The sequence below is a fragment of the Spirillospora sp. NPDC047279 genome, assembly GCF_040643285.1.
Taxonomy (GTDB): Bacteria; Actinomycetota; Actinomycetes; order Streptosporangiales; family Streptosporangiaceae; genus Spirillospora.
Genome location: NZ_JBEYUA010000004.1, coordinates 37,223 through 62,627, shown reverse-complemented (window position 1 = coordinate 62,627; position 25,405 = coordinate 37,223). Strand labels below are relative to the sequence as shown.

20 protein-coding genes are annotated in these 25,405 nt (G+C 72.2%); 5 read left to right on the top strand and 15 right to left on the bottom strand.

From position 1 onward, the window contains the following. Positions 1 to 136 precede the first annotated feature (136 nt). From ABZ810_RS10590 to ABZ810_RS10570, 5 genes are all read right to left on the bottom strand, one after another. Positions 137 to 772, bottom strand: a complete 636-nt coding sequence (locus ABZ810_RS10590; protein ID WP_358401820.1) for a hypothetical protein — start codon at positions 770 to 772, stop codon at positions 137 to 139. A gap of 366 nt (positions 773 to 1,138) precedes the next feature. Further along, complete coding sequence (locus ABZ810_RS10585; RefSeq protein WP_358401818.1) at positions 1,139 to 2,737, bottom strand: DUF2079 domain-containing protein; 1,599 nt, start codon at positions 2,735 to 2,737, stop codon at positions 1,139 to 1,141. A gap of 47 nt (positions 2,738 to 2,784) precedes the next feature. Next, positions 2,785 to 5,448: an FtsX-like permease family protein gene (locus ABZ810_RS10580; protein WP_358401816.1), complete on the bottom strand. Its 2,664-nt coding sequence runs from the start codon at positions 5,446 to 5,448 to the stop codon at positions 2,785 to 2,787. Beyond that, positions 5,445 to 6,224 (bottom strand): ABC transporter ATP-binding protein, encoded by a 780-nt coding sequence (locus tag ABZ810_RS10575; RefSeq protein WP_358401815.1) that lies wholly within the window; start codon positions 6,222 to 6,224, stop codon positions 5,445 to 5,447. Before ABZ810_RS10575 ends, ABZ810_RS10580 begins: the two co-directional genes overlap by 4 nt. Next, positions 6,221 to 6,838 (bottom strand): PadR family transcriptional regulator, encoded by a 618-nt coding sequence (locus ABZ810_RS10570; protein WP_358401813.1) that lies wholly within the window; start codon positions 6,836 to 6,838, stop codon positions 6,221 to 6,223. Before ABZ810_RS10570 ends, ABZ810_RS10575 begins: the two co-directional genes overlap by 4 nt. Positions 6,839 to 6,975: 137 nt before the next feature. Here ABZ810_RS10570 and ABZ810_RS10565 point away from each other — a divergent pair, with 137 nt between their 5' ends. Beyond that, entirely contained in the window at positions 6,976 to 7,767 is a 792-nt protein-coding gene (locus ABZ810_RS10565) for a hypothetical protein (RefSeq protein WP_358401811.1), read from the top strand. Positions 7,768 to 7,962: 195 nt separating this feature from the next. Here ABZ810_RS10565 and ilvC read toward each other — a convergent pair whose 3' ends face one another. The 4 genes from ilvC to ABZ810_RS10545 all read right to left on the bottom strand — a co-directional run bounded on the left by ilvC (position 7,963) and on the right by ABZ810_RS10545 (position 14,604). Further along, positions 7,963 to 8,946, bottom strand: coding sequence for a ketol-acid reductoisomerase (ilvC, locus tag ABZ810_RS10560; protein ID WP_358401809.1), 984 nt, complete (start codon positions 8,944 to 8,946; stop codon positions 7,963 to 7,965). A 45-nt stretch (positions 8,947 to 8,991) separates the two neighbouring features. Next, positions 8,992 to 9,516, bottom strand: coding sequence for an acetolactate synthase small subunit (ilvN, locus tag ABZ810_RS10555; RefSeq protein WP_358401807.1), 525 nt, complete (start codon positions 9,514 to 9,516; stop codon positions 8,992 to 8,994). Positions 9,517 to 9,520: 4 nt separating this feature from the next. Beyond that, on the bottom strand, positions 9,521 to 11,296 hold the full coding sequence (locus tag ABZ810_RS10550) for an acetolactate synthase large subunit (RefSeq protein WP_358401805.1): 1,776 nt from the start codon (positions 11,294 to 11,296) through the stop codon (positions 9,521 to 9,523). 239 nt (positions 11,297 to 11,535) lie between these two features. Further along, a complete protein-coding gene (locus ABZ810_RS10545; protein ID WP_358401803.1) occupies positions 11,536 to 14,604 on the bottom strand; it encodes an EAL domain-containing protein in 3,069 nt (1,022 codons plus the stop codon). Positions 14,605 to 15,093: 489 nt separating this feature from the next. On the opposite strand from ABZ810_RS10545, the gene ABZ810_RS10540 reads away from it, so the two are divergent. Together ABZ810_RS10540 and ABZ810_RS10535 are read left to right on the top strand one after the other, a co-directional pair. After that, a complete protein-coding gene (locus ABZ810_RS10540) occupies positions 15,094 to 16,158 on the top strand; it encodes a PQQ-dependent sugar dehydrogenase (protein ID WP_358401802.1) in 1,065 nt (354 codons plus the stop codon). A gap of 49 nt (positions 16,159 to 16,207) precedes the next feature. Next, positions 16,208 to 17,293: a PQQ-dependent sugar dehydrogenase gene (locus ABZ810_RS10535; protein ID WP_358401800.1), complete on the top strand. Its 1,086-nt coding sequence runs from the start codon at positions 16,208 to 16,210 to the stop codon at positions 17,291 to 17,293. Positions 17,294 to 17,296: 3 nt separating this feature from the next. Here the strand turns inward: ABZ810_RS10535 and ABZ810_RS10530 are convergent, their stop codons facing one another. After that, entirely contained in the window at positions 17,297 to 17,479 is a 183-nt protein-coding gene (locus tag ABZ810_RS10530) for a DUF4253 domain-containing protein (protein ID WP_358401798.1), read from the bottom strand. 192 nt (positions 17,480 to 17,671) lie between these two features. Continuing rightward, a complete protein-coding gene (locus tag ABZ810_RS10525) occupies positions 17,672 to 18,238 on the bottom strand; it encodes a Uma2 family endonuclease (RefSeq protein ID WP_358401796.1) in 567 nt (188 codons plus the stop codon). 264 nt (positions 18,239 to 18,502) lie between these two features. Between ABZ810_RS10525 and ABZ810_RS10520 the strand changes: the two genes are divergently transcribed. Beyond that, complete coding sequence (locus ABZ810_RS10520; RefSeq protein ID WP_358401794.1) at positions 18,503 to 18,985, top strand: suppressor of fused domain protein; 483 nt, start codon at positions 18,503 to 18,505, stop codon at positions 18,983 to 18,985. Between the two features lie 18 nt (positions 18,986 to 19,003). Here ABZ810_RS10520 and gatB read toward each other — a convergent pair whose 3' ends face one another. The 3 genes from gatB to gatC form a co-directional block, all read right to left on the bottom strand. After that, positions 19,004 to 20,503, bottom strand: coding sequence for an Asp-tRNA(Asn)/Glu-tRNA(Gln) amidotransferase subunit GatB (gene gatB / locus ABZ810_RS10515; protein WP_358401792.1), 1,500 nt, complete (start codon positions 20,501 to 20,503; stop codon positions 19,004 to 19,006). Next, positions 20,500 to 22,008, bottom strand: coding sequence for an Asp-tRNA(Asn)/Glu-tRNA(Gln) amidotransferase subunit GatA (gene gatA, locus ABZ810_RS10510; protein ID WP_358401790.1), 1,509 nt, complete (start codon positions 22,006 to 22,008; stop codon positions 20,500 to 20,502). Before gatA ends, gatB begins: the two co-directional genes overlap by 4 nt. 95 nt (positions 22,009 to 22,103) lie before the next feature. After that, positions 22,104 to 22,403 (bottom strand): Asp-tRNA(Asn)/Glu-tRNA(Gln) amidotransferase subunit GatC, encoded by a 300-nt coding sequence (gene gatC, locus ABZ810_RS10505; RefSeq protein WP_358401788.1) that lies wholly within the window; start codon positions 22,401 to 22,403, stop codon positions 22,104 to 22,106. Positions 22,404 to 22,634: 231 nt separating this feature from the next. Between gatC and ABZ810_RS10500 the strand changes: the two genes are divergently transcribed. Next, the gene (locus tag ABZ810_RS10500) at positions 22,635 to 22,895 is read left to right on the top strand and encodes a DUF6458 family protein (protein ID WP_358401786.1); all 261 of its coding nucleotides are present in this window, start codon (positions 22,635 to 22,637) and stop codon (positions 22,893 to 22,895) included. A gap of 32 nt (positions 22,896 to 22,927) precedes the next feature. On the opposite strand, the gene ABZ810_RS10495 is transcribed toward ABZ810_RS10500, so the two are convergent. Continuing rightward, positions 22,928 to 25,054, bottom strand: a complete 2,127-nt coding sequence (locus ABZ810_RS10495; RefSeq protein ID WP_358401784.1) for a bifunctional diguanylate cyclase/phosphodiesterase — start codon at positions 25,052 to 25,054, stop codon at positions 22,928 to 22,930. Positions 25,055 to 25,405 lie beyond the last annotated feature (351 nt).

Below are 25,405 nucleotides of genomic sequence, written 5' to 3'. Positions count from 1 at the left end.
GTCCCCCTCCGATGCCCTCCCGACGGACACGGCGACACGTCCCCGTACAGCCGTTTCGCTGGACTTCATCCTCGCCCGTCCACCTCGAGACCGAGACGAGTCCCGGTCTCGAGGCCTCCGATCGAGCGGCTCCCGATCACGCCGCGTTGGGCTCCGGCACGGAGGCGAGGACCGTGGCGGCCCCGCCGGCGTCGGCGACCTCGATGTGCGGGACGTCGATGAACACCCGCAGCGGCCCCGGCGGCAGGCCGAGGTCGTCGGCCACCTCCAGCTGGATCCCGCGCAGCGGGATGTAGGAGAGATAGCCGCGGTAGACGTTCTGCGAGCGGAACATCGCCGTCATGATCAGCCGGTAGTCGCGGATCCGGAACGAGAGGGCCGCGAGGGTGGGCACCGTGTCGGCGTCCTCCCCCGGCACGGTCAGCGAGATCCACGCGCTGGTCGTCCACGGCCGGGACCGCAACAGGTCGGCGACCCAGTGCAGCTGGTGGACGCCGTTGAGGTCGCGCAGCCGCTCCCCGAACTCGCTGTGCAGGGTGCGCCGTGGCCGGTCCTGTGACCAGCGCGACATCCGCGCGCCGTCGCCGTGCTCGCGGAGGATGGGGTCCTCCCAGCTCAGCGAGGCGATCTCGAAGAGGATCGGCGGGCCCTCGATGATCGGGCCGCGCTCTTCCATGCCGGCCTGGCCGGCCGCCCAGACGTGCCGCAGGAGGGCTATCCAGGCCCGTCCGCAGGTCTCCCAGCGCCGGACGGACCGATCGGCCGCCGCCACGTCACGACTCCCTGCCAATGAGCGCCCCCGGGCGGGCATCGGCGTTCAGGGAATTACCTGCCTTGACCTTTGCGGGAAGGGGAATAAATTCCGCCGCTCCGGTCAGGATCTCGGCTCTTGTCGTCCGGTGATGATCGCCACTCATGACTCCGCCCCACCGCCACCACGGGTGCGGTCACCTTTGCGTGGATGCCCTGGTACGTAGGACGTGCCGCATCCGCAGCGGCTTTCCTCCAGTATCGGGCAATCTGCGGCAAAAGTGTAGGGCATAGGCGAGAGTCACACCTTCACTCGCTTTCTGACTATCGTGATCGATTCTGCTTACTGCGTGTTCCGTCCAAGGGGGCGTTGGACACGGGCATCGCGCTAATGATTGACCTGAGTGCGCGGGCTGACGGGAATAACCGCCGGATCCGGGCCCGGCCGGTGCAGCACCACGAAGCCCTCCCGCTGGAAGACCCGCCGGTAACCGCGGGCGACCAGCTGGTCGACCCGCCGTAGCTGCTCGTCGCGGGTGGCGAACGGGAACTGCCGCCTGCGGGTGTCGGCGACCACCCAGGGCGCGTCGCGCGGCTGCCAGTCCCACAGCAGCACGCGGGTGCGCGGCGACAGGGCCGGGCCGACCGGGTTGACCGCCTCGACCAGGGCGCCGTCGGGCACCAGGGCGACCGCCGCGGCCGCCGCCTTCGCCCGCTCGTTGCGCTGGAAGAACGTGTCGTTGGCGAACTCGCTGAACGAGAAGGACGGCACCGTCAGGGCCGCCGCGATCAGGAGCCCCGCCGCCGGCAGCGCTCGCAGGACCGGCCGGGGCGGCACCCGCGGGAACGGCCGCGCCGGCACCCCCGTGGACGTCCGCGACGGCTCGCGCGAGCGCCGCAGGCGCGGGCCGAGCAGGCGGCGGAGCCGGGCGGCGCCGTCCATGGCGGCCATGAACAGGACGGCGATCAGGAAGGCGTTGTAGTGGTAGCGCGGCTCCCACCAGTTGGCGATCCGGTCGGCGAGCATACGTTCGGCCAGCAGCGGCACCGCCATGAGCGTCAGCGGCGAGGCCAGCGGCAGCAACAGCAGCGGCAGGACGAGCAGCGCCATCGTCCTGAGCTTGATCGGCGGCGTGCCGAGCATGGTCACCGCGTCCCACGGGTGGGTCAGCAGGTGCAGGGCCGCGCTGGGGAGGTCGGGCCCGAACGCGCCGTACGCCCAGTAGTAGTCGTCGTCCCCGCCGAACGCCGAGATGAGCACGCGCGAGGACACCCATGTCGCGACCATGCCCGTGACGATGAACAGCGCCCCGTTGCGGCGCTCCCCGCGCTGGGTGAGCAGGAAGAGGCCGAACCCGGCGAGCAGCAGGCCCATGTCCTCCTTGACCAGCAGGAGCAGCCCGGCGGCGAGGACGGCCTGGCCCTTGCGGCCCGCGTCGTACCGTTCGACCAGCAGCGCCGACAGCAGCGGCACGAAGGCCACCTCGTGGAAGTCGAACGCCAGGGCCTCGGCGATGGGCCACGACAGGGCGTAGGCGCCGGAGACCAGGTAGGCCGACGGGGCGCCGGCCCGGCGGCTCGTGTAACGCCAGATCGGCACGATCGCCAGCGCGAGCAGCACCGCCTGGGCGACCACGAGGGTCTCGGGGCCGTCGTGGATCCAGTAGAGGGGCGCGAGCACGGCCAGGATCGGCGAGAAGTGGTCGCCGAGGATGGAGAAGTCCGGCCCGAAGCCGTTGTGCACGCCCTTGACCATGGCGATCGGGAGACCGAAGCCGCTGTACGAGCGGATCGCCTGGTCGAAGATCACCAGGTCGTAGGTGCTCGCCCGGAACGTGTGGATCCGCGCCAGCGAGTACGCCGCGTACGCCACCGCCGCCGCCGCGATGAGCACGACCAGCGGCACCGGCGGCCGCGGGATTCCGCGGGGTCCGCGGAGCACCGGAGCCCCGTCCGTCTTTCCGTCCGCCAGGACCGCCTCAGCCACGCGCCAGGAGGCTACCAGCCTCGCGCGTGGCCGGGCGGTTCGGGTGACTATCCGGCCACCCGCCGTGCCATGGGCAGCCGCGACCGGGTGCAGAGCCCGGCGGCGGCCATCGAGATCAGCGGCACCACGACGCCGATGCCCGCGAGCAGCTCCCACGGGATGGCGACGATGGTCCCGTGGCCCGCCGCGTCCAGCGACCGCCCCTCGACGCCCTCGGCCCTGGTGAGCGGCCGGGCGACCGCGATGCCGGGCGCCAGCCCGGCCAGGATGCCCAGCCAGCAGCCCAGGATCGCGACGAAGCCGGCCTGTCCCATCATCAGCAGCCGCCGGGTCCGCGGCCGGGCGCCGACGGCCGCCAGGGTCGCCAGGTCGGGACGGGAGTCGGCGGCCGAGAGGCCGGTGGCGATCAGCGAGCCGCCGAGCACCATCAGCGCACCGGCCAGGCCGAGGAACAGCAGTACCTGTCCGAACGACTCGGTGAAGCCGCGTTCGGTGTAGACCTCGCCGCCGCCCTGCCCCTCGACCCGTTCCTGGAGCCGGGACTGCTGGTCCGGGGTCAGCCGGTGGTCCGCCCGGTCGATGCCGAACGCCTCGACCTCGGCCGGGATCCCGGCCCTGGCCGCGACGGAGGGCGGCGCCAGGACGCGGACGTTCGCCGCCTGCGGGACCGCGACCGCGGGCACCGGGCCGACCTTCCTGAGGACCTTGTCCTCGTCGTTCACGAAGTGCCGCACCGAGACGCCGACCGTGCCGCCGGGCGGCGGCTTGACGTTGAAGAGCACCACCTTGCCCGCCGCCAGCGCGGCGTTGACCGCGGGATCGTCCCGGCCGAGCAGGAGCCGGGCCTCGCGCGCGCCGCCCACGACGGTGTCGATCGTGATCGTCTCGCCGCCGTCGTAGACGTGGTCGAACTCCACGAACGGGCATTTCCCCGTGTCCTCGTCGAGGCAGACCCGGTTGACCCCGGGCAGCACCCGCAGCGGCACGACCGGCACCCCGGGGATCTCCCGCGCGATCGCCTGGGAGACCGGCCCGGCCGCGCTCGGCCGCCCCGGCGTGAACGACACGGCCTGGATCATCGTGGTGCCCTCGGGCAGCCGTTCGCGGTACTCCTGGCGGTTCTGGTCGAAGTCGCTCGCGCCCCCGATGGCGAGCGCCGTGATCCCCGCCACCGCGGCCATGATCGCCGCCACCGCCGGCGCCGCGCGGCCGCGGTTGCGCGAGCCGTCACGGACCGCCAGGCGCAGCGGGAGCGGCAGCCACCCGGCGCCCCGCCCGGCCGCCCCGACCACCCACGGGCCGATCATGACGCAGCCGATGATGATGGCGACCGCGCCGAGCGCCGCGCCGAACTCCTGGAACAGGCGCACGCCGACCATGGACAGCACGACGCCGCCCGCGATGAGCACGCCGCCCGCGATGGGCCAGCCGCGGCGGGTGCGGGCCTGGTCGCGGCGTCCGCCGAGCGCGGCCACGACGTCCATCCGGGCGGCCTGCCTGGCGGGCGCGTAGGCGGCGGCCAGGCCGCTCAGCCCGCCGAGCAGCATCGGCGCGGCGACCAGCAGCCACGGGACCTCGAACGGGCCCATGATCTCCCCCGTGCGCAGCTCGAACAGCGGCCGGGCCGCGGCGGCGAGCCCGATGCCGAGCGCGGCGCCGAGCAGGGCGGCCACGGCGCCGATGACGACACCGCCGGCCAGCACGACGGCGCGCAGGTGCCGGGGGTCGCCACCGGCGGCCGCGACCAGGGCCAGCTGCCGCCGCTGCCGGTGCACCCCGACGGCGAACGCCGGACCGGCCAGCAGGACGACCTCCAGCACGATCATCGCCACGATCATCGCGCCGACCGCCAGCGTGGCGCTCCGCGCGGCGGAGTCCGCCGCGGCGCCGCCGAGCGGGACCTCGCCCGGCGGGGGCGGGTCCGTCACCACGGCACGGGAGAGCACGGTGAGGCCGGACTTGTTGAACTCCAGGACGTCCGCCCAGGTGACCGGCCCGCCCACGCCGATGAGCCAGCGCCGGCCGCCCTCCGCCCCGCCCGGCCCCGCGGTGCCGGCGAACGCGCCGGGCAGGGCCGTCATGAGCTCGGTCCTGGGCGCCCGCGGGTCCTCGACGACGCCGACCACGCGCTTGCGCGAACCGTCGCGATCGGAGACGGCGGTCGCGCCGATCGCGAACCCGCGTCCGGTGAACCCGTCCGACACCGCCACCTCGCCGGGCGTCGCGGGGGCCCGGCCGCGGACGACCCTGAGCAGGCCGGACGCCAGCGGGTCGCGCAGGTCGGTCTCGGTCACATCGGCGCGCAGGATGCCGCGCTCGGTGCGGAACGCGATCGAAGTGCCCTCGGAGTACTGCAGCACCTTGGCGCCGGGCCCGTACTTGGCCCGCACCCGCTGCGTGATCTCGGCGGTGGTCCAGGGCTCGCCGCCGACCTCACCGCTGCCGCCGGCGGTGAACGCGCGGTCGTCGACATCCTGCTGGACGGGCTTCCGGCCCGCGTCGCCGATGCGCGCGTCGGCCCGGCCCAGGTCGTAGGGGAGCGACTCGCGCGGCGACCAGTCGCCGGTCGTGAACAACACCGACGCCGCCACGATCGCCATGACCGGCAGGCCGATCATGGCGAGCACCAGGGTGGAGCGCCCCTTGGAGCGGAGGGCGTCGCGGCGCGCGACGCGCAGGGCGACGGCGTAGCCGCTGCCGCGGCCTCTCACCGGGATTCCTGGAGGAGGGACTCGGGGCCGGGGCGGGCGCCGGTCGCGTCGACGATCCGGCCGTCGCGCAGGAAGACGACACGGTCGGCCCAGGCCGCGTGCCGCGACTCGTGGGTGACCATGAGGCAGGCGGCGCCCTTGTCGCAGCGCGCCCGCAGGATGCGCATGACGTCCTCGCCCGTCTGGCTGTCGAGCGCGCCGGTCGGCTCGTCGGCGAGCACGAGCCGGCGGTCGCCGACCAGCGCCCGGGCGATCGCCACCCGCTGCTGCTGGCCGCCGGACATCTCGTCCGGGAACCGGCCGGCGAGCTCGGCGATGCCGACCTCCTCGAGCGCGACGGCGGCCTCCCTGCGTGCCTGCCGGCCGCGGACGCCGTCCAGCTCGCGCGGGAGCATGACGTTCTCGGCCGCGGTCAGGCTCGGGATGAGGTTGAGGTCCTGGAAGACGTAGCCGATGCCGCGGCGGCGCAGCGCCGCGGCGCCGGCCCGGCCGAGCGCGCCGAGATCGGCGCCCTCGACGAGGACCCGGCCGCCGGTCGGCGCGTCCAGCCCGCCCGCGAGGGTGAGCAGTGTCGACTTGCCGGAGCCGGACGGGCCCATCACCGCGACGAACTCGCCGGCCCGCACCGACAGGCTGACCTCGCGGAGGGCGTGCACGAGACCGGCGCCCGCGCCGTGGTCGCGCGACACCTCGTGCAGGACCAGGACGTCGCTCGGGGCCGCGCCGCCGTCGACGGCGCCGCCGGAGGTGCCACCGCCTGGGGCCAGGACGCTCATCGGCGTCCTCCCTTCGAGGTGTGGGAGATGCCGGAGTCGTCGCCGGGGGCGGGCTCGGGGGCTGGGGCCTCGGCCCGCGGCTCGGCGTGCTCGATGCGGGCGACGTAGGTCTCGCAGTGGTCGAGCCAGCGCACCTCGGCCTCGGCCTGGAAGATCATGGATTCGAGCACCAGGCGCCAGGCGCGGTCGCCCGGGTCTGCGGGGAGCGGGGGGCCGTCGGCCTTGAGCCGCGTCAGGTCCTGGAGCGACCGCAGCGTGGCGGTGCGCTGCGCCTGCACCACCTGCCGGACGTCGATCCCCGGCGTGGTCACCGCCATCGCGAGCTTGATCGCCAGCTCGTCGCGGGGACGGTCGGCGCGGGCCACCGGGGTGGCGAACCAGCTCCGCACGTCGTCCTCGCCGGCCGGGGTGATCCGGTAGACGAAACGGCCCTCGTCGTCGGCCCCCACGCGGGTGACGAGCTCGTCGCGTTCGAGCCGCGAGAGCGTGGAGTAGACCTGCCCGATGTTGAGCGGCCAGGTCGAACCGGTGGACGACTCGAACTCGGCGCGCAGCTGGTAGCCGTAGCGCGGCCCCTGGGCGAGGAGCGCGAGGATTCCGTGGCGGATGGACATGCGTACCAAGTATGCATACTTGGTATGGCCACCGCAATACCGAGTATGCATCCCGCGACACGCTGACCCGATTTCACTGTGGGCGATCTGCCGGGCCCTTACCGTAACCGGGTGTCCCCGCCCCACAGGAGGGTCTTGTGACCTCGGACAGCGCGATCAGCGTGCTCCACGACGTCCTGCGCGTGTACGACCACCGGTTCCTCGACATGGACGCCCCCCGGCGCCTCCGGCTCTTCGAGGGCACGCGGCAGGCGCTCGGCGACGAGGCGCTCAGCGACGCCGCGCGCGCCGCGCTCCCCGTCGGCTTCCGGCTGCGCGCGTTCTGCATCCAGCACGGCCTCCAGGACGAGCTGGAACGCCTCATCCGGGACGAGATCGACGGCGTCACCGTCGGGGCCGTTGTGGTGGGCGGCCGCGTGTACGCCGTCTACCCCTACCTGCGCGGCGTCCCGCGCCAGGACGCCGACATCACCGGCGAGGTCGGCGCCGAGCACCGGCTGGACGCCGCGTCCTGGCAGGGCAAGAGGCTGCGGGTGCGCGGCCTGGCCCGGATCGAGCGCATCGAGGCCCGCGAGACCAAGGTCGAGGTGATCCTGCGCGAGCGCCGGACCGAGGTCGAGCACCGGTTCCCCGCCGACGCGCTGGCGGACGACTGCTTCGAGGCGCAGGCCGACCTGACCGCCGCCGGGGTCGGCCCCGGCCGCTGGGACGTGCACGTCGCCGCATCCGCCCTGGGCGTCACGCGCGCGGCCCGGTTCGGCACGATCAGGTGCGACAAGGTCAAGACCGAGCCGCAGCGGCGCACGCTCGACTCCGGCACGACGGCGACGCTCTACTTCACCAGGGGCGGCCACCTCGCCGTGCTGATCCGCGGCGACGAGAAGGCCGCTCCCCTGCGCGCCAAGCTCCGCCGGCGCCTCACCCGCTGACCGCCGCCGCGGAGCCACCACCGCGGAGCCACCGCGAGCCACCGCGAGGCACCGCGAGGCACCGCGAGGCACCGCGAGGCACCGCGAGGCACCGCGAGGCACCGCTGAACGCGAGAAGCGGGGGCGCCCGGTGGGCGTTCCCCGCTTCGTCGCTACGCGCTCGCGTACGGCCTGCTCAGCCGCTTGGCCGGCTCGTCAGTCGTTCAGCCAGCTCATCATCGGGCGCAGGGCGGCGCCGGTCTTCTCGATCGGGTGCTGGGCGAGCTCCTCGCGGTACTTGCCGAACTGCACCTGGCCGCCCTCGAACTCGGCGACGAGCTCCTTGGCGAACTGGCCGGACTGGATCTCACCGAGGATCTTCTTCATCTCGGCCTTGGTCTCGGCGGTGACCACGCGCGGGCCGCGGCTGTAGCCGCCGTACTCGGCGGTGTCGGACACCGACCAGTACATCTTGGAGATGCCGCCCTCGTACATGAGGTCGACGATCAGCTTCACCTCGTGCAGGCACTCGAAGTAGGCCACCTCGGGCTGGTAGCCGGCCTCGATCAGGGTCTCGAACCCGGCCTTGATCAGCTCGGAGAGGCCGCCGCACAGCACGGCCTGCTCGCCGAACAGGTCGGTCTCGGTCTCCTCGGTGAACGTGGTCTTGATGCCGCCCGCGCGCAGGCCGCCGATGGCCTTGGCGTACGAGAGGACCAGCGGCCAGGCGTTGCCCGTCGGGTCCTGCTCGACGGCCACGATGACCGGCACGCCGCGGCCCGCGGTGTACTGGCGGCGGACCAGGTGGCCCGGGCCCTTGGGGGCGACCATGCAGACGTCCACGCCCGCCGGCGGCTCGACGAGGCCGTAGCGGATGTTGAGGCCGTGGCCGAAGAACAGCGCGTCGCCGTCCACCAGGTTGGGCTTGATGTGCTCCTCGTAGATCCCGCGCTGGAGGTGGTCCGGCGTCAGGATCATGATGAGGTCGGCCTCCTCGACCGCCTCGGCGACCGTGAGCACCCGCAGGCCCTCGGACTCGGCCTTCTCGCGGCTCTTGGAGCCCTCGGCCAGGCCGACCCGGACGTCCACGCCGGAGTCGCGCAGGGAGAGCGCGTGCGCGTGCCCCTGGCTGCCGTACCCGATCACGGCGACGTGCCGGCCCTGGATGATGCTCAGGTCGGCATCGTTGTCGTAGAACATCTCAGCCACTGTGCTGCTGCCTTTCGCTTTCGGTGATGGGTACGCTCACGCGCTGCGCTCGATGGCGCGCAGCGAGCGGTCGGTGATGGAACGGGCCCCGCGGCCGATGGCCACCATGCCGGACTGCACCAGCTCCTTGATGCCGAACGGCTCGAGAACGCGGATGAAGGCGTCCAGCTTGTCGCGGTTGCCGGTGGCCTCGATGGTCACCGCGTCCGGCGCCACGTCGACGACCTTGGCGCGGAACAGCTGGACGGTCTCCAGCACCTGCGACCGGGTCTCGGCGTCGGCGCGCACCTTGACCAGGACGAGCTCGCGCTGGACCGACTGCGAGGAGTCCAGTTCGACGATCTTGAGCACGTTCACCAGCTTGTTGAGCTGCTTGGTGACCTGCTCCAGCGGGAGCTCCTCGACGTTGACCACGATCGTCATCCGGGAGATCTCCGGGTGCTCGGTGGTGCCGACGGCCAGCGACTCGATGTTGAACCCGCGCCGGGAGAACAGCGCCGCCACCCGCGCCAGGATGCCGGGCTTGTTCTCCACCAGGACGGAGAGCGTGTGCAGGCTCATCTCGTCACTCTCCGTTCTCGAAGTCGGGGGCCAGGTCACGGGCGATCTTGATGTCGTCGTTGGTGGTGCCCGCGGCGACCATGGGCCAGACCATGGCGTCCTGGTGCACGACGAAGTCGATCACGACCGGGGCGTCGTTGATCTCCATCGCCTTGGCGATGGTGGCGTCGACGTCCTCGGGCGAGTCGCAGCGCAGGCCCACGCAACCGTACGCCTCGGCCAGCTTGACGAAGTCCGGGATCATCGTCTTGCCGGAGGCGATCTCGGGCGAACGTTGCGAGTGCAGGTTGGTGTTGGAGTAACGCTCGTTGTAGAAGAGCGTCTGCCACTGCCGGACCATGCCGAGGTTGCCGTTGTTGATGACCGCGATCTTGACCGGGATGCCCTCGATCGCGCAGGTGGCCAGCTCCTGGTTGGTCATCTGGAAGCAGCCGTCGCCGTCGATCGCCCAGACCTGGGTCTCGGGCGCGCCGACCTTGGCGCCCATCGCGGCCGGGACCGCGTAGCCCATGGTGCCCGCGCCGCCGGAGTTGAGGAACGCGCCGGGCCGCTCGTACTTGATGAACTGCGCGGCCCACATCTGGTGCTGGCCGACGCCCGCGACGTAGTAGGCGTCCGGGCCGACGAGCTGCCCGATGCGCTCGATGACGTGCTGCGGCGACAGGGAGCCGTCGGAGGGCTGGTCGTAGCCGAGCGGGTAGGTCTCGCGCCAGGCGTTGAGCTGGCGCCACCAGTCCTCGTAGTCGCCCTTGCGGCCGTTGCCGTGCTCGTTCTGCACCGCGACGATCAGATCCGCGATGACCTCGCGCGCGTCGCCGACGATCGGGACGTCGGCGTGCCGGTTCTTGGAGATCTCGGCCGGGTCGATGTCGGCGTGCACGACCTTGGCGAACGGGGCGAAGCCGTCGAGCTTGCCGGTGACCCGGTCGTCGAAGCGGGCGCCCAGGGCGATCAGCAGGTCGGCCTTCTGCAGCGCGCCGACCGCGCCGACGCTGCCGTGCATGCCCGGCATGCCCATGTGCAGCGGGTGGCTGTCGGGCAGCGCGCCCTTGGCCATCAGGGTGGTGATGACGGGGGCCCCGGTGACCTCGGCGAGGACCTTGAGCTCGGCCGACGCGCCGGCCTTGATGACGCCGCCGCCGACGTAGAGGACGGGGCGTTCGGCCTCGGTGATCAGCCGGGCCGCCTCGCGCACCTGCTTGGAGTGCGGCCGGGTGACGGGCCGGTAGCCCGGAAGCTGCATCTGGACGGGCCATTCGAAGGCGAACGTGGCCTGCAGCGCGTCCTTGGAGATGTCGACCAGGACCGGGCCCGGCCGGCCGGTGGACGCGATGTGGAACGCCTCGACGATCGTGCGGCCGATGTCCTCGGGCTTGGTGATCAGGAAGTTGTGCTTGGTGATCGGCATCGTGATGCCGGCGATGTCCGCCTCCTGGAAGGCGTCCGTCCCGATCGACGCGCTGGGCACCTGGCCGGTGATCGCGACCATCGGGACCGAGTCCATGTAGGCGTCGGAGATCGGCGTGACGAGGTTGGTCGCCCCCGGGCCGCTGGTGGCCATGCACACGCCGACCTTGCCCGTCACCATCGCGTAGCCCTGCGCGGCGTGCCCGGCCCCCTGCTCGTGCCGGACGAGGATGTGGCGCAGCTTCTTGGAGTCGAAGAGCGGGTCGTAGGCCGGGAGGATCGCCCCTCCCGGGATGCCGAACACCGTCTCGACGCCGACGTTCTCCAGTGCGCGGACCAGCGCCTGGGCTCCCGTCATCTGTTCGGTCGTCATGTTCCTGATTCCTTGGGGAGAGTCGAACGGAAAGAGCCTCTGGCCAACAAAAAACCCCCGCCGCCGGGTGGCGGTCGAGGGGCGCGCGCAGGTGGAAGTGCTTGATCAGCCTGCGCGCCGACCAAGTACTACGAGGATGATGGAACCGCTCTGCACGGTGCCACTTTCGCCGACTTCCCGCCGCTGGTCAAATCCGTGGACATATCGTCTCGGCATCTGAGACACCTGGACGGGCGCGTTCAGCCTGGTGACAGGGCCGTGCCCTCCAGCGGAAGGCCGGTGCCGCCGGGCACGTCGGGCCCGCCGAGATTGGTGCGGACCAGCGACTCCACCCGTCCGGCCGCCATCGGCCTGGCCACCAGGAAGCCCTGCCCGCGCGGGCAGTCCATCTCGCGCAGCAGCTCGAGCTGCTCGGGCCGCTCGATGCCCTCGGCGACGACCGTCAAGCCCAGGTCGCGGCCGAGCCGCACGATCGTCCGGGTCAGCAGGGTGAGGGTCTCGTCGGACCCCAGCCCGGCCACGAACGACGGGTCGATCTTGATGATGTCGACCGGGAGCTGGCCGAGGTAGGCGAGCGAGGCGTAGCCGGTGCCGAAGTCGTCGATCGCGAGCCGGACGCCCAGGTCGCGGAGCGCCGACAGGCGTTCCACGCTCTGCCCCGCGTCCTCGACCAGCACCTCCTCCTTGACCTCCACGGTGAGCGCCTGCGGCGGCAGCCCGGTCTCCTCCAGCGCCGCCGCCACCGACTCCACGAAGCGCGGCGCGGCGATCTGGCGGGCGGTGAAGTTGACCGACAGGCCCACGTCCCACGACTCGCGCCGCCAGCGCGCCACCTCGCGGCAGGCCTCGCGCAGCACCCAGTCGCCGAGCGGGATCATCAGGCCGGAGACCTCCGCCGGGCCGATGAACTCCTCCGGCGGCACCGCGTCGCCGCCCCGCCACCACCGCACCAGCGCCTCGACCCCGGTGACGCGGGACGTGGCCAGCTCGACCACCGGCTGGAACTCGACGGTGAACTCCTCCTCGGCCAGCGCCCGCTGGAGGTCACTGCCGATCTCGAGCCGGCGGACCACGTCGGCGTGCATGTGCGGGGCGAAGACCTCGACCCGGCCGCCGCCCAGCTCCTTGGCGCGCGCCATCGCCAGGTCGCCGTTGCGGATCAGCTCGGCGGCGTCGCGGCGGAGCCGACGCTCGGGGGCGTCGCCGGGGACCGCGACGGCGAGCGGCTCCTCCCCGTCGTCGAGGAAGGCGATGCCCACGCTCGCGGTGAGGATGATCCCCTTGCTGCCCACCCGGTAGGGGTCGATCGTGAGGACGCGGAGGATACGTTCGGCCAGCTCGACCGCCGACCGGGTGTCGCCCACCTGGCCGCGCCCGGACGCCGCCGCGGCCGCGTCCGCCTGGTCCTCGACGAGGACGGCGAACTCGTCCCCGCCCCAGCGGGCCACGGTGTCGTCGGCCAGGACCGTCGAGCGCAGCCGCCGCGCGGCCTGCGCCAGCACCTGGTCGCCCGCCGCGTGCCCGGCCGAGTCGTTGACCGCGGTGAAGCCGTCGAGGTCGACGAAGACGACCGCGACGCGTCCGCCGCAGTCCCGGCGCGACAACACCTCGCGGGTGCGCTCCTCGAAGTAGGCGCGGTTGGGCAGGCCGGTCAGCCCGTCGTGGAACGTCAGATGCGTGACCTGGCGTTGCAGGGCGGCCTGCTCGCTCAGGTCACGGGTGGTCACCAGCAGCCGTCCCGGCGCCTCGCCGGTGCCGCTGTAGCGGGAGATGGTCGACTCGGTCGGCAGCCACGTGCCGTCGGCCGCCCGTACCCGGCACGACACCCGCAACGTGTCGGGCGGCGGGTCGTCGTCGGCCCCGGGCGGGTTCTCCTCGGCGTCCAGGAACTCGGTGAAGACCTCCTGGACCCGGGGCAGGTCCTCGGGGTGGACGATCTCGTCCAGCGGCCGGCCGAGCAGCTCGTCGGCGCTGTAGCGGTAGGTGCGGAGGGCGCCCGCGCTGGCGTACTGGACGACGGCGTCGAGGTCGCAGATCAGCACCGCGTCGTTGATGCTCTCCGACAACGCCCGGAAGTGCTCCTCGCCGGTATCGACCGCGCGGCGCAGCGAGTCGTTCTCGCGCAGCAGCCCGGCCAGCCGGGCCAGCAGCACCATCGTCGCCGACCCGGCCACCAGCGAGACCACCGGCTCCAGCCCGTCCGTCCCGGCCAGGCCGCGGCCCGCGACGAAGAGGGTCGCGGCGGCGGCCACCGCGGCGGGCGCGATGCCGGGCCCGATCATCCGCCCGGCCTCGTCGGCGCCGTCGCGTCCGGCGGCGGCCCCCTCACGGCGCGCCCGGACGCCGTCCGGGCCGGCCCAGGGAACGAGCGCGAGCAGCAGCAGGCCGCCCACGCGCAGGATGTCGGCGGGGTCGTCGGCCACGGCGCCGCCGCGCAGCCGTACCGTCAGGCTGACGATGTCGGCGGCGGCGAACGCCACCAGCGCCAGGTAGCCCATCCAGGCCGACCGCCGGTGCCCGCGCGCCGCGCCCAGCACGAACGACAGCGCGCCGCACACCAGGACGATGCCGACCAGCGGGTAGAGCAGCTCGAGCACGAACTCGGCGGGCGTCTCGCCGGACTGCTGGTAGAGGTCGCCGAAGAGGGCCACCCAGCCCAGCACGAACAGCGCGCACACGCAGATGTAGGTGTCGCCGGCGTACCTCAGCCACGTACGGGCGTCCCGGGGCAGCCGGATCGGCGCGACCAGCCCGACCATCAGCGCGATCACGGCGGCCAGGTAGAAGAGGTCGAACACCGACAACGACATGGCGCTGCGGCCGGACGAGGCCGAGAGGGCCGACCCCAGCGCGCCGGCGAACCAGCAGGCCGCGGCGATGCCGTACCAGCGCCAGGAGGCGCGCCACTGCGTCTCGGCCTGGCCCCGGCCGGGCACGTCACCGTCGGGCTGCCGCGTCTCGGGCAGGTGTGTATCGGCCGGCGGCGGCTCGGCCTGGAGCGTCTCGGGCCGGAGCGTCTCGGCCTGGAGCGTCTCGGGCCGGCGGAGGGCGAAGCGGCGCCGGCCCGGCGCCGGCGGCTGCCGGGCGGCGGTCAGCAACGAGGCCGCGGCGGCAGCGGCGGCCACGACCTCGGCCCACGAGGTGAGGGTGGCACCGCCCCAGCCGAGCAGCGACCCGGTGGCGTAGAGCAGGCCGAGGACCACGGCCATGCCGATGGGGACCGTCGAGGGCGGTGGATGACGGCGCGAGCTCCGCGTCTCCGCGTCGCCTTCGCGCCCCACCGCCTCCCGAGCGTCGTCGCCGCTCATCGCGCCGTGTCCCTTCCTGCCTATGGGAGCGTTCTGCCCCCGCAGCCACTCCGCTGCACGTGTGATTGCTGGTCATGAAGCGTCCCTGGAACCGCTCGGGCTCCTGGGACATCGCCCGGCCGCTCGGATAACGCTCGGTATGTGGCGGGTCGTGCCCCGCGCAGGTCGTGCGCCAGGGACGCGGCGAGCGCATCGCCTGCGCCGGCCACCGGTCAGCGACATTGCTGCAGTGCGGGATCACCGTGTTGCTCAATGTACGTTCCGTAGGTCACGGAGCGATTGAGGCTCAGCGTCCACCCGGCGACAAAGACCTTCGCGGATTCCGCATACCGCGAGGTCTCGTCATGGATCGTCACCTAAGCGGGGCGTTTGTCCGTCGTCACGCTCCGTAGGGAACGGTGACGTCACGACGACGGTGTCGCGTTGTGCGGCACGTCCGGCTTGTGACTTGATTGCCCTATGCGCCGCGTTTCCGGTCTCGCGACCCTTGTGACCGCTCTGCTCACCGTGACCTCGTGCAGCGGGGACGGCGGCGGCGGAACGGCCGGAGGCTCCTCGCCCTCCGGCGCCCAGTCCGTCCGGCCCACGTCCACCTCGACCGGGACCGCCCGGCCGGGCGAGCCGCGCGTGCTGGTCAAGGGGCGCGAGGTGACCTGGGGGCTGGCGTTCCTGCCCGGCGGCGACGCGCTGGTGACCGAACGGGAGACCGCCCAGCTGCTGCGGATCACGCCGAAGGGCAAGGTCACCGAGGTCGGGAAGATCCCGGGCGTGTCGGCGGGCGGCGAGGGCGGCCTGCTCGGCGTGGCCGTCTCCCCCGGCTTCGCCACCGACACCTGGGTGTACGTCTACTACACGGCCAAGTCCGACAACCGGATCGCGCGTTTCCACTACACCACCGGCATCGGCAAGCCGCAGGTCATCGTGACCGGCATCCCCAAGGGCGGCAACCACAACGGCGGGCGGCTGGCGTTCGGCCCCGACCGCCTGCTGTACGCCTCCACCGGCGAGGTCGGGCGCGAGAAGCACTCCCAGGACAAGAAGTCCCTCGGCGGCAAGATCCTGCGCATGACGCCGGACGGCAAGCCGGCACCCGGCAACCCGTTCAACTCGCTGGTGTGGAGCTACGGCCACCGCAACGTGCAGGGCCTGGCCTGGGACACCGAGGGGCGGCTGTTCGCCACCGAGTTCGGCCAGGACCGCTTCGACGAGGTCAACCGCATCGTCAAGGGACGCAACTACGGCTGGCCGGAGGTCGAGGGCATGGGCGGCGACGCCGCCCGCTTCAAACCCCCGGTCCTCACCTGGACGCCCTCGGAGGCCTCCCCGTCCGGCCTGGCGTACGCGCAGCGCTCGTTGTGGGTCGCGGCCCTCCGCGGCGAGCGCCTCTGGCAGGTCCCGCTGCTGCGCAACGGCGTCGTGGGACGCCCCATTCCCCTCTTCAAGGGACGATACGGGCGCATCCGCTCGGTCGTTCCCGCACCCGACGGCACGTCGCTCTGGCTCACCACCGACAACGGCGACAACGATGGGGTGATCGTCGTACCTCTGCGATGACGGAACGGGGACGCGCCCTCGTCCGTACTAAAGAACGAAGGGCGGTCCCATGCGAAAAGCAACGATGATCCTGGTCCTGCCGCTGGTGGCGGCCTGCTCCGGCTCCCCCGGCGGCGAGGGCACCGGCACCACGCCTCCCCCGGCCACGGCCACCCCCACCGCGACGTCCACCGGGCTCGGCCAGCCCCGCGACGTGACCACCGGCCTCGCCGTGCCCTGGGGCATCGCCTTCCTGCCCGGCGGCGACGCCCTGGTGACGGAACGTAACAGCGCCCGCGTCCTGCGCGTCACCAAGGACGGCAGGGCCACCTCGATCGGCACCGTGCCCGGCGTGTCCGCCGAGGGCGAGGGCGGCCTGATGGGCGTCGCCGTCTCCCCCGCGTTCGCCACCGACCGCCTGGTCTACCTGCACTTCACCGCCGACGACGACAACCGCGTCGTCCGCTTCCGCTACGACGACAAGGTCGGCCGGCTGGAGCCCCTGATCACCGGCATTCCCAAGGGGAGCAACCACAACGGCGGCCGCATCGCCTTCGGCCCCGACGGCTACCTCTACGTCGCCACCGGCGAGGTCTACGAGACCCACCTGGCCCAGGACAAAGACTCCCTCGGCGGCAAGATCCTGCGCGTCACCCCCGAGGGCAGGCCGGCCCCGGGCAACCCGTTCGGCAACCGCGTGTGGACCTACGGCCACCGCAACGTCCAGGGCCTGGCCTGGGACGAGCAGGGCCGCATGTACGCCACCGAGTTCGGCCAGGACACCTACGACGAGATCAACCGCATCGAGAAGGGCAAGAACTACGGCTGGCCCGAGGTCGAGGGCGTCGGCGGCAAACCGCAGTACACCGACCCCCTCCTGACCTGGTCGACCGACGAGTCCTCACCGTCCGGCCTCGCCTACGCCAAGGGTTCCCTGTGGGCCGCCGGCCTCCGCGGCGCCCGCCTCTGGCAGGTCCCGCTGACCGCCGACGGCAAGGCCGCCCGCCCCACCGCCCACTTCACCGACCGCTACGGCCGCCTCCGCACCACCGCCCTGGCCCCCGACGGCACCCTCTGGTTCTCCACCAGCAACAAAGACGGCCGAGGCGACCCCAACCCAGGCGACGACCGGATCCTCACCGTCCCCCTCCCCTAACCCTCAATCCCACCAGAACCGCCAGCGCCCCTCCTCCACCAGAAGGGACACGTACGCCTCATAGTCGCCAGGCCCCTGCCAGACGTTGTCCGGGCAGAACGCCAGATGCTCGTCGGCCACCCGCCGCGCGTCCTCGATCATCTTGGGCGGGCCGGCGACGGCCACCTCCAGGTCGGGCGCCTCCACAGCTCCGCGGCACCGGCCTGCGGCTCGTCGGATACCCATAGAGGCTCACGGCCCCTCGGCCGCCCGTCGTCCACGTCCTCAGGCTCGACCAAGCCTCCTGGCGGCAGGCCGGGCGGAAGCGGTGGAAATTCTCCAGACATGGCCGCAACCTAGCGGCCACCACCGACAAGCCTGTTCAGGCTCGGACGGTGATCAGAACTCCAGGTCCTGCCAGTCGATCGTGAGGGAGATGGGGTTGCTCACTTCGGGCTTGCCGCCCTCGTCCTTCATGAACGTGCCCACGTGCTTGTAGAGCCTGGAGGCATGGTCGAGGCGGTACCGCTCGATGATGGAGACACCGGTGTCGTCCAGCCGCACGATCCAGTAATTCGGGATTCCCGCCTTGGCGTACACGCCGGGCTTGCCGGTGGAGTCCCGTGTCTCTGAGCCGGGGGACACGACTTCGGCGACCAGGAGGACGTGCCCCGCTCGCAGGCGTTCTCCGCGATCCCGGTCCGGGCAGCGGTAGAGGACCACGTCAGAGCGCAGGTTGGACAGCGGAACGTCTCGCAACCGCACGTCCACAGAGTTGTCGACGGCGAGGGGGCCATGTCCTCGCTTCATCGCGACGCGAGCGTGCTCTTCGATCAGGGTGGCAAGGCGGCGGGACGCCTTCTGGTGCGCAGGCGATGGCGCTTCGCAGAGGACGACATAGCCGTCCACGATCTCGATGGTCCTGGAGATGTCCTCGGGGAGGGCCTCGTACTCCCTCGCGGTCACCGGGGCGGGTTGCGGTCGAAGGCTCAGCAGCCAACTGTCTTCGGGGAGCGACGGCATCATGGGCCCTTTCGAGGGAGTGCTGGAGCCGGGTTGTGGGCGCTCGGCGAGTATTCGCCAGGGGTCGGTCAGGGGCGGTGGGGGGCTTGGGGGCGTCGTTAGGGTGCGGGGATGGGGTTTCCTTATGCGGATCCGGCGCGGTTCGAGGGGTTGTTGGAGCATGTGGAGCGGTATCTCGGGAAGGTGGTGCGCGCGGAGCCGCCGGATGTGAGGGGTGACAAGCGGGGGTTCGCGACCGGGATCCATCACCATCCCGAGTGGGAGCTGGTGTCGGCGGCCACGACCGGGCTGCGGTTCCAGAAGTTCGGGGACGGGCTGCCGCAGGAGTTCGTCTGCTCCGCGGTGCCCGAGCAGAGTCACGAGGCTGGTTACCTCGTGCACGTGGTCGCGGAGAGCTGCATCCGGAGGGAGCGGGGGTTGGCGTACGGGAGCGGGTACCTGAACGACGGGCCGCTGATCCCCGAGACGGAGATCGTGGGGGCGCTGGCGATGCCGCATCCGTTGGCGGAGCAGGGGTTCGACGTGCTCCGGGACGCGGACGGGGAGGCCACGCTGAAGTTCATGACGCTCATGCCCGTCACCGAGGACGAGTTCCGGTTCATCCAGGCGGAGGGGCCGCAGGAGATGGTCGCCACGTGGTCTCGGGAGGACGTCGACGTGTTCGACTTCTACCGGGACTCGGCCGTCTAGCCGAGTCCCGGCAGAGGGTCAGGAGACGCCGAGCTTCTCCAGGATCAGCGCGCGGGCGCGGCCGGCGTCGGCCTGGCCCCGGCTGGCCTTCATGACGGCGCCGACGAGGGCGCCGGCGGCGGCGACCTTGCCGCCGCGGACCTTGTCGGCCACGTCGGCGTTGTCGGCGATCACCTGGTCGATGATGGCCGCCAGGGCGCCGTCGTCGCTGACGACCTTGAGGCCGCGGGCGGCGACGACCTCGTCCGGGGTGCCCTCGCCGGCCAGGACGCCATCGAAGACCTTCTTGGCGAGCTTGTCGTTGAGCTCGCCGGCGGCGACCATCGCCTGGACGCGGGCGACCTGCTCGGGCGTGATGGGCAGGGACGCGAGGTCGACGCCCTGCTCGGTGGCCTGGCGGGACAGCTCGTTCATCCACCACTTGCGGGCGGAGCGCGCGTCGGCGCCGGCCGCGATGGTGGAGTCGATGAGGTCGACGGCGCCGGCGTTGACGACGTCGCGCAGCTCCAGGTCGGACAGGCTCCACTCCTGCTGGACGCGCCTGCGGCGGGCCGCCGGGAGCTCGGGCAGGGTGGCGCGCAGCTCCTCGACCCACTCGCGGGACGGCGCCATCGGGACGAGGTCGGGCTCCGGGAAGTACCGGTAGTCCTGGGCCTCCTCCTTGCTGCGGCCGCTGGTGGTGGTGCCGGTGTCCTCGTGGAAGTGGCGGGTCTCCTGGGTGACCTTGCCGCCGGCGTCGAGGACGGCCGCCTGGCGCTCGATCTCGGAACGCACGGACCGTTCGACCGAACGCAGCGAGTTGACGTTCTTGGTCTCGGTGCGGGTGCCCCACTCGGACGCGCCGCGCGGCATGAGCGACACGTTGACGTCGCAGCGCATGGAGCCCTCCTCCATGCGCACGTCCGAGACGCCGACGGCGCGGACCAGCTCGCGCAGCTCGGTCGCGTAGGCGCGGGCGACCAGGGGCGCCTTGTCGCCGGTGGCCGGGATCGGCTTGGTGACGATCTCGACGAGCGGGATGCCGGCGCGGTTGTAGTCGACGAGGGAGTACTCGGCGCCCTGGATGCGGCCGGTGGTGCCGACGTGCGACGACTTGCCGGTGTCCTCCTCCATGTGCACGCGCTCGATCTCGATCCGGTACGTCTCGCCCTCGACCTCGACGTCCAGGTGGCCGTCGACGCACAGCGGCTCGTCGTACTGGGAGATCTGGTAGTCCTTCGGCATGTCCGGATAGAAGTAGTTCTTCCGGGCGAACCGGCACCACTCGACGATGTCGCAGTCGAGCGCCAGGCCGATCTTGATGATGCCCTCGATGGCGGCGCGGTTGGTCACCGGCAGCGAGCCGGGCAGGCCGAGGCAGACCGGGCAGACCTGGGTGTTGGGCTCGCCGCCGAACGTGGTCGGGCAGCCGCAGAACATCTTGGACGCGGTGCCCAGCTCGATGTGGGTCTCGAGACCGAGCACCGGCTCGTAGCGGGTCAGCGCCTCTTCGTACTTCACCACGGTCGGGGTGCTCACTTGGCGACCTCCGCGAGCTCGGGGGCCTTGGCCAGCAGCGGGCCGCCCCAGCGGTCTTCCAGGGCCTTCTCGACGGCGGCGCCGACGCGGTAGACGCGGTCGTCGCCGAGCACCGGGGCCATGATCTGCAGGCCGACCGGCAGGCCGTCCTCGTCGGCGAGCCCCGCGGGCACCGAGATGGCCGCGTTGCCCGTCAGGTTGGACGGGATCGTGCACAGGTCGGCGAGGTACATCGCCATCGGGTCGTCGGCGCGCTCGCCGATCGGGAACGCGGTCGTCGGCGTGGTCGGCGAGATCAGCACGTCCACCTGCTCGTACGCGCGCTCGAAGTCGCGCGAGATCAGCGTGCGGACCTGCTGCGCCTTGCCGTAGTAGGCGTCGTAGTAGCCGGACGACAGCGCGTAGGTGCCGAGCATGATGCGGCGCTTGACCTCGGGGCCGAAGCCCTGCGCGCGGGTGAGCGCCATGACCTCCTCGGCGCTGCGCGTGCCGTCGTCGCCGACGCGCAGGCCGTAGCGCATCGCGTCGAAGCGTGCCAGGTTGGAGGAGGCCTCCGACGGCGCGATCAGGTAGTACGCGGGCAGCGCGTAGGTGAAGCTCGGGCAGGCCACCTCGACGACCTTGGCGCCGAGCGACTCCAGCAGCTCGACCGCCTCGTTGAAGCGGTTGAGCACCCCGGCCTGGTAACCGTCGCCGGCGAACTCCTTGACCACGCCCACGCGCAGGCCGTTGACGTCGGCGCGGCGCGCGGCCTCGACGATCGGCGGCACCGGCTGGTCGATGGACGTGGAGTCCATCCGGTCGTGGCCGCTGAACGTCTCGTGCAGCAGCGCGGCGTCGAGCACGTTGCGGGCGAACGGCCCGGGCGTGTCGAGCGAGGACGCGAACGCGATGACCCCGTAGCGGGACGAGCCGCCGTAGGTGGGCTTGGTGCCGACGATGCCGGTCACCGACGCGGGCTGCCGGATCGAGCCGCCGGTGTCGGTGCCGGTGGACAGCGGCGCCTCGTAGGCGGCGACCGCGGCCGAGGAGCCGCCGGACGAACCGCCGGGGATCCTGCTGAGGTCCCAGGGGTTGCGGGTCACGTGGTACGCGCTGTTCTCCGTCGAGGAGCCCATCGCGAACTCGTCCATGTTGGTCTTGCCGAGGATGACCAGCCCCGCCTCGCGGAGCCGCCGGGTGACCGTCGCGTCGTACGGCGGCCGCCAGCCCTCGAGGATCTTGGATCCCGCGGTCGTCGGCATGTCCGTGGTGGTGAAGACGTCCTTGTGCGCGATCGGCACGCCCGCCAGCGGGCCCAGCGTCTCGCCGCCCGCGCGCCGTTCGTCGACCGCGCGCGCCTGCGCGAGCACCGTCTCGGCGTCGACGTGCAGGAACGCGCCCACCTCGCCGTCGACGGCGCGTACCCGGTCGAGGTGCGCCTGGGCGACCTCCACCGCGGACGTCTCACCGGACGCGATCAGCGCGCCGAGCTCGGCCGCCGACTTCCTGACCAGCTCCCCCATCAGTTCACCTCCAGGGGGGACGACCCCCAGGGCCCCCCGGAAAAGGCCGCCTGACCGGCGACCTTCATTCCGCTGCGCTCCATGACGTTCACCGGTCAGGCCTCCTCGTCCAGAATCCGCGGAACCCGGAAGCGCTGCTCCTCGGCGGCCGGGGCGCCCGACAGGGCCTGCTCCGGCGTCAGCGAGGGCCGGACCTCGTCGGCCCGGTAGACGTTGGTCAGCGGCAGCGCGTGCGAGGTCGGCGGGATGTCCTCCGCGGTGACCTCCTGCACCCGCGCGACCGCGGAAATGATCTGGTCGAGCTGGGCCGCGAGGTGATCGAGCTCATCCTCGCCGAGCGCCAGCCGGGACAGCCGGGCGAGGTGCGCGACCTCGTCACGGGTGATGGCGGACATAGGAAACCGTTTCCTGGCGATCGATTGGGTTCGCCCGCCATCCTATGGGCCCCACCGGCCTCCGACCGACCGGTTTACCGCCGCGCCGCCCGCGCCGCCCGTCGCCGCTTCCTGGCCGGACGCCCCCGGAACGATGTTCTGCCCCCAAGCTCGTCCCGGTCTCCCGTTTCATCCCGCCTCGTGGGGAACAGATGGGTGCGAACGTCCGAGGACGAACGAGAGGAGAGCGCCGTGACCATCGGTGGCAGCATCGCCCTGATCATCATTGGTGCGATCTTGGCCTACGCCGTCAACTACGAGTTCAGCGGCGTCGACATCCGCATCGTCGGCATCATCCTGATGCTGGGCGGGCTGATCGGCCTGATCATCGGTATCGCACGCATCGCCAGCGCCCGGCGCCGTGCCGCGCCGCCCGCGCCTGCGATCCGCGAGGAGCGCTACTACGAGGACCCCGCCTACCGCGACCCCCAGACCCGCCGCCCCGGCTACTGACCTCCAGGACCCCGCGTCCGACCCGTTGGGCGCTACGCGATCCGGGCCGAGCCGTCAGGCGAGGAGCGGGGCCGGGTGAGCGTCGAACGCAGCCACTCGGTGGCCGTGGCGGCGTCCATGGGGCGGCCGAAGTGCCAGCCCTGGGCGGCGTCGCAGCCCATCTCGCGCAGGAGGCGGGCGGTCTGCGGGTCTTCGACGCCCTCGGCGACCGAGCGCAGGCCGAGCGTGCGGACGAGGTCGACGATGGAGCGCACGATGACCGCGTCCTCGGCCGAGCCGGAGAGGCGCTGCACGAACGAGGAGTCGATCTTGATCTCCTCGACCGGCAGGCGCTTGAGGCGGACCAGGGACGAGTAGCCGGTGCCGAAGTCGTCGAGGCTGAGCGGGATGCCCAGCTCGGCCAGCGCGCGGACGGTCTCGGACGCGTACGCCGGCTCGTTCATCAGGATCCGCTCGGTGATCTCCAGCTGGAGGGCCGCGGCGGGCAGGCCCCGGGCGAGCAGGCCGTTCTCGATGGTCTCGGTGAGCCCGGTGTCGAGGAGGTCGCGGCCTGAGGCGTTGACCGCGACCTGTACGGACAGGTCGTCCTTCCACCAGGCGGACGCCTGCGCGAGGGCGGCGTCCACGACGTAGTGGGTGATCGCCCGCATCAGGTAGGTCTGCTCCGCGACCTGGAGGAAGTGCGCGGGCTCCAGCAGCCCCTGCTCCGGGTGGCGCCAGCGGATCAGCGCCTCCATGCCGACGAGCTGGCCGTCGAGCAGCGAGATCTTGGGCTGGTAGAAGAGCTCCAGCTCGCCGCGGTCGATGGCGCGGCGCAGATCGCCGAGCATGCCGAGGCGGGCGGGCGAGTTGCGGTCCTTGCCTGCCTCGTAGACCTCGACGCCGTTGCGGCTCTCCTTGGCGTTGTACATGGCGACGTCGGCGCGCTGGAGCAGCAGCTCGAAGTCGGGCGCGTGGTCGGGGAACAGCGCGATGCCGACGCTGGCCTCGAGGTCGAACGAGAGGCCGTCGAGCCGGACGGGCTCGCTGAGGGCGGCGCGCAGGCGGGCCGCGACCTCGCGGGCGGCCGCGGCGTCGCGGACGGTCGGCAGGAGGACGGCGAACTCGTCGCCGCCGAGCCTGGCCACCAGGTCGCCGGGGCGCACGCTGTGGGTGAGCCGGTGCGCGACCAGCTGGAGCAGGCGGTCGCCGGTCGGGTGCCCGAGCGTGTCGTTGACCTCCTTGAACCGGTCGAGGTCGAGGAGGAACAGCCCGGCCCGCTGGGTCGGCTCGCCCTGCTTGCCCCGGCCGGCGGCGACCATGCCGGTGAGCCGCCGGGCGGTGCCCTCCGCCGCGCGCACGCCGGCCAGCGCCTCCTCGGTGCGCATGATCAGCATCTTGCGGTTGGGCAGGCCGGTGAGGCCGTCGTGCAGCGCCTGGTGCTCGCGGCGGACGGAGACCGAGGCGTTGAGGTAGACCGCGATGAACGGCAGCACGATGAGCGGCACGAAGGCGGCCGAGCGGTCCATCGCCACGACCATCAGCGGCGCGAGGCCGAGCAGCGCGAGGTGGACCAGGACCTGGTAGCCGAGGTCCCAGCGCAGGGCCTTGATCAGCGGCACCCGGGCGTGCAGCGCGACCGCGGCGCCGACCAGGGTGTCGTTGCAGACGAAGTAGACGGTGCCCGCCAGCGCGATCGCCGGCAGGTCGTCGCCCTGGGGCACCCACAGGGCGGACGGGGTGGCGTGGATGCCGCACAGCAGCAGGGCGACCTGCGCGGCGCCGAGGCTGAGCGTGTACTGGGCGACGTTGAACGCGATGCGGTGCGGCGTGCGGCCGCGGAACACCCCGCAGGTGATGACGGCGGCGGCCTGGAGCACCGCGGCGATGGGCAGCCCGGCGTAGAGCAGCGCGGCGAACGAGAACGTCGTGGAGGTGGTGGCCCCGTTGTTCTCGGTGGACCCGGGCGTGATGATCGGCCGGAGCTCGCCGAAGACGATGAACGCGGCGAGGATCAGGATGACCGGCATGCCGAGGAGCGCGTCGAGGTCGGACGCGGTGAGCCGGGACAGCGTGAACACGAACGCCCCGGCGCCGAGGGAGATGACGACGAGGAAGAAGATCCACAGCGGCGAGCCCCTGCGCGGCATCGTGTTCCGCGTGTTGTTCGGGTCCTTCATCACATCCTCGGGGGGTCCGGGGGGTCGGTCCGGGGGGCTCGGGCCTCGATGCCCGAGCCCCTGGGGCGGGGTCCGGCTGAGTTGTGCGGACCGGGCCGCGCCGTTCGGGGGCCGGTGTGCCCGTCCCCCGGACCGCCCGCGCCGGGGTCCGGTGTGCCGGCTCCCCGGGCCACTGGCCCGCCCGGGTGCCGGGTCGTCTGTGCCGCCCCCGGCCGGGTGTGCCGCCGGGGTGCCGCCGCCGCGCTCCCCGCCCCGTTCACACCGCCGGAGGTTCGGTGTGTCTAACCAGAGGGAGAGTACGACGTTTGCTCAACTTCGCGAAACCAATTGCGTACGTTCCGTTATGCCCAA